The organism is Psychrobacter proteolyticus, assembly GCF_038155145.1.
GTDB lineage: Bacteria > Pseudomonadota > Gammaproteobacteria > Pseudomonadales > Moraxellaceae > Psychrobacter > Psychrobacter proteolyticus_B.
Genome location: NZ_JBAKAY010000002.1, coordinates 183,655 through 196,034, shown reverse-complemented (window position 1 = coordinate 196,034; position 12,380 = coordinate 183,655). Strand labels below are relative to the sequence as shown.

The following is a 12,380-nucleotide window of genomic DNA, read 5'->3' as shown; positions in this document are numbered from 1 at the left end:
GTTCATTTAATCAGGCGTGTATTGGGTTACTTTTATACAATTTAGATAAATCTATTATAGCGCCAATTTCTTTAAATTCTTGATGCTTAGATAGCCGACGTACTCTTTGTCTTCTTTAGCATTCAGCTCATCTGTATCACTAATAGGCTCAATCGAAAGCTGAACATTGGAGATAAGATCGTTTACGTTATATATGTCATCTATATCTACTGCAAACTTATCATCAATATGAGAAGCTGCATTAAAAGGTGACATTTCATCTTTAAAAGTAAACTGCTTATAAAAATCACTTTTTTTTGCTTGTTTGATCGCGTCAGCTTGGTTAGGTGCAACGATGAGTAGCTTATGATGGAATTCTTCAAAGCTCCCCTGCTGATAGCCACCTAGATTAATAAAGAATAACCTTAAGTCAGTAGCAGCCTTTACTTGCTCACTTGGTTCAATTAACTTGATGGCATAACTACCCACTTTAGTAATTGCTCGATATGAATCAATATGCCACTTATTTTTTACCTCAGGCCAATGTGCATTGATATCTCCTATCAAGTCACTCACCTGATTGGCTGCACCAAAGAAAATATCGTGTTGCTCAATCAGACGGCCTTTAGGACGACCGCCCAGCTGAACCATATATAGTGTTAGCATTTTACGTAATCTCTATTAAATCAAAATCCATAGTTAATCTAAAGGTAATGCTGTTATTGCTAGGATAGAATGTTTTTAAGTACTGTCATACTGGAACTACTCTACCCGTCTTCAATGCAAATGCCCAATCTTCACGTCCGTTTCTTAGAGCCATATTTGCTGCTGCTTCATAGTTATAAGCCACCTTGACATGCTCAGTTTGCCAATATTTGCCTTGTTGAGTCTCAATACATTTGATAAGAGCATAATTAGCATGAGGCGAATAAGTTTGCATTTTATGAATAATAGGCAAATCATCTTCGTAAGCTGGATAGCCAACGCTACCACTATTCACAATAGTTTGTCCTGACGACAGTACTACTGTTCGCGGGATGTGTGTATGACCACATAAGATAACATCATTATCAATACCATCAAGTAACGCCAATATAGTCGCATCATTACGCACTATTGGTTGACCCGTTTCGATATCCTCTAGTAAATATATCATGTCATCGGTCGGCGAACCGTGGCAGAGGTATACATCCTCATTTACATGAAAATCAAATGGTAAAGACCGCATCCATTCAATCGCTTTTTTAGAGAGATCTTTGATAATAAAACCCATGGTTGGATTATTATCAATTTCTGCCGTAGTGGCTTCATAAATCTGCCTATCCTGATTGCCTCTAATGGTAATAATATCATCTCGATTTGCCATTAATAGCTCATAAGTAGCATGAGGCGCTATTGGCCCATATAAAATATCACCAAGATTGACAATCTGATCAACATCTCGATATCTTATATCCGCAAGCACAGCTTCAAGGGCGTAGACATTACTATGAATATCTGAAATCGCAGCGATGGTTGTTATCTTTTTCTTTTCTAAGTTATCCATTTCCTGACTCACTAATCAAAAACTGCTTTACAACGTCAACGGTTGCTAACGGATCTTCTTCGTGCGGTACATAACCTAAGTTATCAAATACCTTAAGCTGACTATCACGTATATCTCTATGAAATAACGCGGCGTTTTCTACAGGAATAAGGTCATCTTTTGCACCCCATAAGATCAAAGTCGGTATGTCGAGCTGCTTTATCTGCGCTTGGTCACTGTCATCATCAGTTTCATTTAGGCGACGACTTAATGCTTGACGATTACCTTGGCGCAAAGTCAATTCATAATATCTATCAACCAAGGCATCGTTTACTTTGCTGTCATCGGCATACACGCTTAAAACGCTTTTTTCAACAACACTTCTAGGTAGGATACGATTTAAAATTGGTGACATCATTGGATATTTAGCAAGTTTAAAACCAATAGGAATATGTTTGGGCGTTGCTAGATAACCAACTGAATCTACCAATATCAATCGATTGACATGCTCAGGATACAAAGCTGCAGTACGCCACGCTACCTTGCCTCCCAATGAATTACCAGCTAGCGTGACACGGTCCAGCTTCAAATGATTGAGTACTTCAATAACAAATGCCGCATAATTTTCGCTGCTGTATCGCGTGCTTTCGTCCACGTAAGGACCGGTCAAACCGAACCCTGGCAAATCCATGCTCACGACACAGTATTGATCAGACAGCACCTTGGTCCAGCCCTCCCAAGTATGCAAACTTGCCGATGTACCATGCAATAAAACGATTGTTTCAGGTTGTTTTTTTTCGTCTGCATCGCCACGGTGTATATAACAATTAGCTGACTGCGCTACATGCGCCTGCATACCTTGTATGTCTATAAATTCGCTGTTGGGTAGTTGCCATTGTTTTAGCTCAGCGACGGTACGATCAGGTGCCCAGCATTTTGCTATAAATACTATTACCACAGCAATTGTGCCTAGCACTACAAGAATAGTTGTTTTCAATAAATACTGTGTCATGTAATCAATTCCATTTAATAAGATGACGTTAATAATAAATATTCTATACCGTTAGCTCATATGATAAGCCATAAAAAACCCCAACGTTCAATTTGTCTTGAACATCGGGGTTTCATTTATACTAAGCAGATATGACTAGGATTGTAATGACTACTTGATTATATCAAGAAAAAATACGCCCATAGCCCGATAACGATAGTAGCAATAATATTTAATATGATACCTGTACGAATCATTTCTGTCTGTTTGATCAAACCTGTACCGAACACAATAGCATTTGGCGGTGTGGCAACTGGCAACATAAAGGCACACGATGCACCAATACCGATGACCAATACGAGCACTTCATGTGGCAAACCCATCTGCTCTGCAATAGCGGCAAATACAGGTACTAGCAATGCTGCCGAGGCAGTATTGGAAGCAAATTCTGTCAAGAAAATAATAAATGCTGAGACTGCCATCATCACAACAATAAGTGGTGCCGAAGACAACGCAGTTGCTACGGTTTCTCCTAGTACCAAAGACGCCCCAGATACTTTCAAAATTGTCGATAGCGCAATACCACCACCAAACAACATGAGCACACCCCAATCCGTATTATCTGATACTTGCTTCCAAGATACCAACCCTAAGCTCACTACTGCTGCAGCTGCTGATAGTGCAACGATGGCATCAGTATCCGTGATGTCTAAAGCTGCTCCGATCTTTTTGGAGAATATCCAGCTCAATGCCGTAACGATAAAGACGATGATAGTGACGATACGTGGCTTGTTCCAAGCAATCGGCGCATCATCAACAAGGACAATAGTACGATTTAGGTTCGGCTTTAGGAACACATACATCGCACCCAACAATAATGGTAACAGTACCAACATCATCGGAATACCAAACTTCATCCAGTCTACAAAGGCAATATCGAGCGCCTTTGCGGCAATAGCATTGGGCGGCGAACCAACAATCGTACCTAGACCACCAAGGCTGGCTGAATAAGCAATACCTAATAGTACAAAAACAAACGTACCGCGGTCTTTTTCACGATCAACTTGCGTCAAGATACCGAGTGCCAATGGGAGCATCATCGCAGCTGTAGCAGTATTCGATATCCACATCGACAAAAATGCCGTCACACCAAATATCAAAAATACAGCTGTACTCAGTTTGCCACCAGACATCGATAGAATCTTTAGTGCGATCTTTTTGTCTAGCTGCTGCACATGCAATGCTGCTGCCAAAGCAAAACCACCAAAGAACAGATAAATAGTAGGATTGGCAAAGCTTTGCAGACCGATTTCAGCATCGAAGTCTGGTATGCCAACCAAGGCACCGATTACTACGACAAGTAGCGCTGTTATGGTGACGTGCACAGCTTCTGTAAGCCAAAGTACCCCAATAAAAAACAGGACTGCGAGACCTTTATTAGCATTGATATCGAACGGCAACACATTGTAAATAATCAACGCAATAATCGCGGCAATCGCGACAACGATCAGCCCTTTGCCTGTACCTTTTGGGAAGGTATCAGTAAATAAATATTCATTGCCATCATTAGGAAGATGACTATCTAGCTTTTGCTCTGACATAGAATGTCCTTATTGAATCAAAGACGGTGTAAGAAACCTAAAAATAAAACATAAATTGTTGGTTAATGTATTTTGATAATACACATGACCACTGAGGTAAATCTAATTATCTGCAGACATCACTTGAGATATATACGTCGAAACTCGCTTTTCTACAACTTATGCTAGTAATTCGCAAACTTAGTCATTAATCATGTGATCAGCTTCATTATTAGTTGCATCGTTAATTGCATCATTAGTTACACATAGTCACTAAACAAGTGTACTCTGTATATGTACAAGACTATGACCACATTGCATACTAGATAAGTTAAATAAAAGCCAAGCGCTACTAAATACGAGCGTCAACAAATAAAGATTTAATTAAAACATCTCTATTAAGAAGTAAATAAAAATACTGGAGTACTTTATGACAGACTCAAATAAAACGGACTCAACGACCAAAATGGCACCAAAAGACATCAATCAAGATGGCCTAGCTAAAGAAGATCAACAACGTACTGACGACTCTATGCTCGATATGATGCAAGGGATGCATGAGCACGAAGATCATAAAGAATAAGACCAAAGCATGTTTTAACAGCTCGCTATTCTACACCTAAATAAACATGCAAAAACCAATATGGTTAATAATAGGCACGATAGGCGTTTATCACTATGATAAGCGCCTATCTTTTTTTGGTTCTCTCACTTCTGGCAGATGATCTGAGACATAGTTGTATACAAATGCTGCTGTCGACACAATGGCGATGGGAACAAACAAAGCATCATAGCTGACTTTTGCAAACAAGAAAGCACCTACTGCACTACCACCGCAGAAGCAATACCAGATAATGGCTTGGAACCCCAAGGTTGGCTTACTAATAGAACGACCAGCAAGCCAGTTACCGATTGCTGCACCCATGTCTGATGTCAGCCCTGTTAAGTGAGTGGTACGAATGACCGCCCCACTATAAGTTGCCACCATCGCATTTTGCAGTCCACATGCCATTGCTGCTGCTAATTGCCCCAAGTAATCATGCTGCTGATATAACCAATAACTCACCAACAGTAGTGCTGCTTCTAGATATAGCGCTCGCCCATAACGACGACCGAGTTTCAATGATGTCTGTCCAATGACAAAGCCGCTTAGTATAGCCCCTGCCAAAAAGGACAGCAACAAGGTACCAATATATAAAATACTACGCGCGTCTGAATGAGCGATTGCTGCTGCAAACAAGCTTACATTGCCCGTGACATGCGACACTGATAAATTGGCAAACCCCATTAATGCCGTCGTATTCACGCAACCAGCACTAAATGCCAATACCGCCCCGCCCCATAGTATCCACTTTGGTAACTTGGTTATCATATCCCTCGCTCAAAAGCACTTAACTAAAAGTGCACACTGCTAAAAAAAGCACGTAGCCAAAAAGACTCATAGTATAACTAGAAAAGACAGCCAATTGGCTGTCTTTTCTATTATCAAACGAATCATTTATAACAATTACTGTGCTGGTTCATCAAGCATCATCAACTGCTCACTGATAGCAACTGTATTAAAACCTGCATCAACGAACATAATCTCACCTGTGATACCAGATGCCCAAGGCGACAATAGGAACAATGCGGCGTTACCTACTTCTGTCTGTGTGATGTTGCGCTGTAGTGGCGCAATTTTTTCGCTGATATCGAGCATTTTACGGAAAGATTTAATGCCACTAGCCGCTAGCGTGCGGATAGGACCTGCAGATATCGCATTAACACGAATACCTTCACCGCCCATAGACGTTGCTAAATAACGAACGCTGGCTTCTAAACTGGCTTTTGCCATACCCATGACATTGTAGTTTGGCAATACCGAAATGCTGCCTTCGTAGGTCAATGTCAACATAGAGCCATGGCGCATCGCTAGTAACTCACGAGACGCTTTAGCCAATGCAACGAAGCTATAGCTAGAGATATCATGCGCGATATGACTGCCTTCACGAGTCGTGGCATTGACAAAATCGCCATCCAACTGATCCATCGGTGCAAAACCAATGGCATGTACCACACCATTAATACCGTCGCCCCAGTGAGCAGTCACTTGCTCAAAGCATGCAGCAATTGACTCATCAGAAGCTACGTCACATTCTAGAACCAAATCTGCTTCAAATTTTTCAGCGGCCATATCGACGCGTTTTTTGATTTTATCATTCGGGTAAGTCAGAATTAGTGAAGCCCCTTCGCGGTGCAGCGCTTCTGCGATAGCCCAAGCGATAGAGAGTTTACTTGCGATGCCAGTTACGACAAATCGTTGTCCTTGCAATAGCATAAGATTTCCTTTTGAATCAATCGAAATGATTTAGAATAAGAATTTATTTAGAGTAATTAGAAGATTGAGACTACTAAATAGTACAAATGAAAAGATGAGTTATTATACACGAATTAATTTAAGTAAACAGTCGTAAACTGTATTTGGTTCTTGTTATTGGATTGACTAATAAAAACAACTAATGATGTCAAAATGACCAATAGCAACTTATCACTTAAAATAGTATAGACAGTGAGAGTTTTTCGCGAATTACTAGAATACATTTTAGCATCAACGCTTCAAGATAAAATACTCAGGCTATAGTAGTTTGCTTATTTTATGAAAAAATCGCACTTCGAATATTAACACTATAATCGTTCAGACTGAGTACCAAGCACCCCTTTATTGATTAAAGACTCAACTGCTAGCCACAGCAGTATGAAGTTCAGCAGATTTCGAGTATAATCACAGCCCTTCCCAGCTTGCACAATTTTTATAAGAATCCTCACATGATAGGATTCAACGTTAAGCTACACCCACATTTTGGATGGCTGCCAAACTTATGAGTAACACCCCCATCATAACCCCAGATTATAAAGAAAGTACCGAATCTTATCGCCAACTGATTGCTTCAACTGGCGAAGACTTAGATCGTCCGGGTTTGCTAGATACGCCTGTACGTGCTGCAAAGGCCTTTGCCCATCTGACCCAAGGCTATCATCAAAGTATAGATGAAGTGGTCAATGATGCTGTGTTTCCATCAGCCAATCGCGAGCTGGTACTGGTACAGAACATTGAGTTTTATTCATTGTGTGAGCATCATATGCTACCGTTCCATGGTGTCGCTCATATCGGCTACTTACCTGACGGTCAAGTCTTGGGACTGTCAAAATTTGCCCGTATCGTTGATATGTTTGCTCGTCGTTTGCAAATACAAGAAAACCTAAGTGAGCAGATTGCGCAGACCATCATGGATGTTACTGGCTGCCGCGGCGTAGCAGTCGTTATGGATGCATCACATATGTGTATGATGATGCGCGGTGTTAGCAAACAACATTCAACCACGCGTAGCACCGCGATGCTTGGCGAATATCAACACAATAATCAAGCCCGTAATGAATTTTTGGGTGCGGTACCTAAGCGTCAGCCAGCATTTTAAGTTGATGTTAGTTGTTTAGTCTGTTGTGAATAACAACCAAACAAAAAGGACGCATATGATGCGTCCTTTTTATTTGGTTGAGTGATAGGAAATAGCACTAACCAACTGGTTTTACATCATCGATCCAATCACCATAACCAGCAGCTTCCATATCTGCAAGCGGAATAAAGCGGAGCGCTGCTGAATTCATGCAATAGCGCTTACCTGTCGGTGCTGGACCGTCATCAAATACATGGCCCACGTGTGAGTCCGCGTAACGGCTACGAATTTCAGTACGGGTTCCAAATATTCCTCGATCTGGCTTTTCAACCACTAAGCTCGTATCCAATGGGCGAGTAAAGCTCGGCCAGCCCGTACCAGATTTATATTTATCACGCGAAGAATACAGTGGCTCACCAGATACGACGTCTACATATAATCCAGGCTCTTTGTTATCCCAATATTCATTATCAAAGGCGCGCTCAGTACCTTCTTTTTGGGTGACTTTGTACTGAATATCACTAAGGGACTTCTTTAGCGCATCTTGTGAAGGTTTTACAAATGTCTCTGGGTTAAAACCTTTGCTTACTTTGCTATCTGATGTGTTATTTGACGTCACTTGCTGTGTGCTGTCTGATTCGGGCGTAAACTTACTAAAATCAAGCTCGTAGTTTTTACCATAGATACTCTCGATAAATTGATATCGACCAGAATTGAAGGTATAAGCTTTGTAGCGTAGTGGGTTCTTTTTATAATAATCTTGATGATACTCTTCAGCAGGATAAAAAGTACTAGCAGGTACAATCTCGATCACTACTGGCTTTTCATACACGCCAGATGCTTGCAGTGATTGCTTGGCCGCTTCTGCGATTTGCTTTTCTTGCGCATTGTTATAAAAAATCGCTGGACGGTACTGTGTACCACGATCAACATACTGCCCTTTATCATCAGTAGGATCAGCGATTCTCCATAGCGCTTGTACTATGCCGTTGTAAGTAATCTTCTTAGGATCATAATACACTTGCGCTGCCTCGGTATGCCCAGTACCACCTGCTGACACCTGCTTGTAGGTTGGGTTTTCAGCGGTGCCACCCGTATAGCCAGACACTACTTCTACCACGCCAGGGATTTTTTCATAACCTGCTTCAACACACCAAAAACATCCACCCGCTACTGTGGCTACTGCCAATCCTGGCGTAGTCGGTGCGTATGGGTTAGCGGCAGTTGTGTTCTTTACAGTAGAGCTGTTTTCAGTTGATGCGCAGCCTGCGTAAATCGCACTACTCGCTATGATAACTAACCCTATAATTCTAGATGGTAATATGCGGTTCATGAAAATCTCCTAAGCGTAATGTCCTTTGAATATCTTAACGCTTTTGTATCACTGAAACATTCCTATACTGTTATATATTTACAGTTTATTAAGATATTTTTTATCAACTAAGTGTAATAGCAAGATAAATTAAACGGTTGTTTGATAACGATTATATATTTTAGTATGAATTAACTATGAAAATAAGACAGAAGCTTTATTATCTCAATGCATTAAAAAAGCCTATCCTCCAAAGAGTAATAGACTTTTTTATTTTAATATCAGTAGCTCTATAAAAAACTATGACGCTGTTTCATTATTACTATCAGCACGTTCATCACTAGCCTGCTTAATCTTCGTTAGAATTTCCTTGATTTCAGCGGCTGATAGATAAGTTGGCACGGCATAAGTATCGCTGACCTCTTTTGCTGCTGCCTTTGCGATATCATTAAAGTCGCTAGTTTGCATACCATTGACAGTTGGATCAATATTTAGATCTGCAATCAAATCTCTAACTTGCGCAATCAGGTTATCTGCTATCTCACTATCGCCATTAGCTGCTTGACCATTCTGTACCATACCAGTTCTTTTCGCCAGTGCAGCCAGTCTCTTTTTGCTCGCTTTTCGATTGACGTCAAGTACATAAGGCAACACGATGGCATTGGCACGGCCATGCGGAATACTATAGTAAGCGCCTAACTGATGCGCGATAGCATGCACATAACCCAGACCTGCTTTATTAAAAGCAATCCCGCCGTAATGAGCAGCGATACCCATCTCTTCTCTTGCTTTTAGATTACCACCATCTTTATAAGCTAGTGGTAGATAATGCATAACAGATTTTATGGCAGAGGCTGCATAGTAATCTGTCTCTACGCTGGCATTAGCACTCATCCATGCTTCTAGTGCATGGGTCAATACATCAATGCCAGTATCTGCTGTAATATGAGCTGGCATGCCTTTCATGATAACTGGGTCAATCGCGGCGGCTAGTGGTACCATTCTTGGGTCGATAGACAATGCCTTTTGATGCGTTTTATCATCCGATACTACTGCGCCAAGCGTCGCTTCTGAACCCGTACCAGCCGTCGTTGGTACGCAGTATAGCGGAGTCGCAGGCTTTCTTGCTTTAAGAATACCGATTAGCTGCTTTGGCTTGCACTTGTTGCCTTGAGACATGGCAATCATTTTGGCCGCATCGATCACTGAGCCGCCGCCAATGGCTACGATAGAGTCACAATTAGCTTCTATAGACTGACGTAGCCCTTCTTCAACTACTTTAAAAGTAGGATCTGGCGTAATGCCATCATAGATGTGATAACTGATATTTTTCGCATCTAGATAATCGGTGACTTTCGCAGGTATGCCCAGTTTGTTGAGCACCGTATCCGTGACGATAAACACATTGGTATTACCTTCATTAATCAGCATATCGCATAGCTCATCACAGGCAGTCTCACCGACAAAGAGCATTGGTCTTCTGATAGGTATCACATAAGACACTGCTTTTAATACCTTTGCCCGAGTCTTAGCAACAGCCAAATAACCAGCATGCTGCAAACTGTTGTTCTTTACCAATTTAGTAATACTGTTTTGTGTTTTCATGAGCACAAAAATCCTTTTTAATGATGGTTTTAACTGCAATAAAGACCGTTTTGGGCAGCCAGTTAAATATTACTAATTTACGAGCGCCAGAATGTATAAAGATACGTATCACAGCATTATAAAATGGGCAGCTCTCTAAAATTATTGTACCACTGCTTTTTTCAATATGTCGCTATTATTATGAACTGCGATGTGTCAATTTTATACCAAGCCGCTTATTTTAGTCGCTTGATTTGATTGATCAATTTAAGTGGCTACAGTAAGTCGTTTAAACTAGTCAGTACTTGCCTTTAACAGTTGCTGAGTATAAATATGTTGTGGCTGATTAAAGAGATCTTCGGTACGTCCAGATTCCACACACACCCCTTGTTTCAATACCATGATATGCTGACACAGTGCACGTACTACCTTGAGATCATGACTGATAAAGACATAGCTGATTTGCAGTCTTTCTTGGATTTCACGTAATAAACTAACTACTGTGACCTGTGTGGTGCTATCGAGCGCGGAGGTCGGCTCATCCAATATAAGTAAGCTTGGTTTCATAATGAGGGCACGCGCCAGTGCCACGCGTTGACGCTGACCACCCGATAGCTCATGAGGATAACGCTGCGCAAATACTAAAGGCAGATGTACCGTAGCGAGACTATCTAGCACCGCTTGCTGACGGGCGACCTTATCCACGCCTTGTACTAACAATCCCTCTTCCACGATTTGCATGACCGTCATACGCGGATTAATACTGGCAAATGGATCTTGAAATACCATCTGTATCTGCGAGCGGAAGTTACGTAGCGCTTTTTTGGACAATATCGAAATATCTTGCCCGTTGACCACTATCTGCCCATTCACACGTGCTTGGTTGCTCAGTAGTTGGCTAAGCGCCAGCGCAATGGTGGTTTTGCCAGAGCCAGACTCACCGACGATACCCAATGCCTGACCTTTTTGTAGTGTCATATCGACATCTTTGACCGCATCGAACCAGCGCTTGGTACCACCAAACAGACCTTTTTCAATTGGGAACTGTACGTTAAGACGCTTCACTTCTAATACGCTTGATTGTTTATCTATGTTATCGTCTTCTATGGTTAATGCTTGCCCAAAGTCTTGCTTGATAAGTGTGCGAGTATAATCGGCCTTAGGCTGATCAAATACCGAAGATGTTTTACCCTGTTCAATCATTTGACCTTGGCGCATAACGATGACCTCATCACTATAGCGCCTGACCAGATTGAGATCATGACTGATTAATATCATCGCCATATTATGCTTGCGTTTGAGATCATCTAGTAGCGCCAAAATCTCATGCTGCAAGGTAACATCGAGCGCAGTCGTTGGCTCATCAGCAATTAGAATATCAGGCTGCTGAGCCAATGCCATCGCAATCATCACTCGCTGACGCTGACCACCTGATAACTCATGTGGGTAACGATTCAATTTGTCAGCAGGATCTGCAATATTGACATCATTTAGCAAAGCAATGCTGATTTCTCGCCATTGCTTTTTAGCTACGCCGCTTAGACGCAACGATTCAGCAATTTGTTTGGCGACCGTATGTAACGGATTCAGTGCGGTCATCGGCTCTTGAAATACCATACCGATATGCTGTCCACGAATAGACCGTAGTGCAGCATTACGCGCCTTATCATTCGCTATAGGCAATGTAGACATGCCTGCCGTACTTGCCAACTGCACTGCACCAGTAATCGTTAAGCTATCTGGTAACAGACCTAGTAGCGCAAGACTGGCGATCGATTTGCCAGAGCCTGACTCACCTACAATAGCCAGAGTTTGCCCTTGTCTTAGCTGATAAGACAGCGCATCGACCAACTGGACACCTGTAGTCGTCGTGATAGTTAATCTATCTACGGTTAGCATAAGCTTATCTTGTGCACGATGAAGACTTTCATTTGGCGCATTGCTGTGCTCGGTAGCGATAATATTTTCAGTCATA

At 41.6% G+C, this 12,380-nt stretch carries 11 protein-coding genes; 2 read left to right on the top strand and 9 right to left on the bottom strand.

Annotation, left to right across the window (positions count from 1 at the left end; genetic code table 11):
• Positions 1-54: 54 nt before the first annotated feature.
• The 4 genes from V6252_RS03335 to V6252_RS03320 all read right to left on the bottom strand — a co-directional run bounded on the left by V6252_RS03335 (position 55) and on the right by V6252_RS03320 (position 4,096).
• A complete protein-coding gene (locus V6252_RS03335) occupies positions 55-645 on the bottom strand; it encodes a DUF1543 domain-containing protein (protein ID WP_341609270.1) in 591 nt (196 codons plus the stop codon).
• Positions 646-730: 85 nt separating this feature from the next.
• On the bottom strand, positions 731-1,525 hold the full coding sequence (locus V6252_RS03330; RefSeq protein WP_341609269.1) for a metallophosphoesterase family protein: 795 nt from the start codon (positions 1,523-1,525) through the stop codon (positions 731-733).
• Positions 1,518-2,516 carry an alpha/beta hydrolase gene (locus V6252_RS03325; RefSeq protein WP_341609268.1) on the bottom strand — a complete coding sequence of 333 codons (999 nt, stop codon included), beginning with the start codon at positions 2,514-2,516 and terminating at the stop codon, positions 1,518-1,520. Before V6252_RS03325 ends, V6252_RS03330 begins: the two co-directional genes overlap by 8 nt.
• Before the next feature lie 158 nt (positions 2,517-2,674).
• The gene (locus tag V6252_RS03320; protein ID WP_341609267.1) at positions 2,675-4,096 is read right to left on the bottom strand and encodes an SLC13 family permease; all 1,422 of its coding nucleotides are present in this window, start codon (positions 4,094-4,096) and stop codon (positions 2,675-2,677) included.
• Between the two features lie 409 nt (positions 4,097-4,505).
• On the opposite strand from V6252_RS03320, the gene V6252_RS03315 reads away from it, so the two are divergent.
• Positions 4,506-4,658: a hypothetical protein gene (locus V6252_RS03315; RefSeq protein ID WP_166739249.1), complete on the top strand. Its 153-nt coding sequence runs from the start codon at positions 4,506-4,508 to the stop codon at positions 4,656-4,658.
• Between the two features lie 93 nt (positions 4,659-4,751).
• Here V6252_RS03315 and V6252_RS03310 read toward each other — a convergent pair whose 3' ends face one another.
• Together V6252_RS03310 and V6252_RS03305 are read right to left on the bottom strand one after the other, a co-directional pair.
• Entirely contained in the window at positions 4,752-5,447 is a 696-nt protein-coding gene (locus V6252_RS03310; RefSeq protein WP_057760330.1) for a YoaK family protein, read from the bottom strand.
• A 135-nt stretch (positions 5,448-5,582) separates the two neighbouring features.
• Complete coding sequence (locus tag V6252_RS03305) at positions 5,583-6,392, bottom strand: enoyl-ACP reductase FabI (protein ID WP_341609266.1); 810 nt, start codon at positions 6,390-6,392, stop codon at positions 5,583-5,585.
• A gap of 541 nt (positions 6,393-6,933) precedes the next feature.
• On the opposite strand from V6252_RS03305, the gene folE reads away from it, so the two are divergent.
• Positions 6,934-7,530, top strand: coding sequence for a GTP cyclohydrolase I FolE (folE, locus tag V6252_RS03300; protein ID WP_185156591.1), 597 nt, complete (start codon positions 6,934-6,936; stop codon positions 7,528-7,530).
• Between the two features lie 97 nt (positions 7,531-7,627).
• Here the strand turns inward: folE and msrB are convergent, their stop codons facing one another.
• The 3 genes from msrB to V6252_RS03285 form a co-directional block, all read right to left on the bottom strand.
• The gene (msrB, locus tag V6252_RS03295; RefSeq protein WP_341609265.1) at positions 7,628-8,842 is read right to left on the bottom strand and encodes a peptide-methionine (R)-S-oxide reductase MsrB; all 1,215 of its coding nucleotides are present in this window, start codon (positions 8,840-8,842) and stop codon (positions 7,628-7,630) included.
• A 279-nt stretch (positions 8,843-9,121) separates the two neighbouring features.
• Positions 9,122-10,426, bottom strand: a complete 1,305-nt coding sequence (locus tag V6252_RS03290; protein ID WP_341609264.1) for an iron-containing alcohol dehydrogenase — start codon at positions 10,424-10,426, stop codon at positions 9,122-9,124.
• A 273-nt stretch (positions 10,427-10,699) separates the two neighbouring features.
• A complete protein-coding gene (locus V6252_RS03285) occupies positions 10,700-12,379 on the bottom strand; it encodes a dipeptide ABC transporter ATP-binding protein (RefSeq protein ID WP_341609263.1) in 1,680 nt (559 codons plus the stop codon).
• Between the last annotated feature and the right edge of the window lies 1 nt (position 12,380).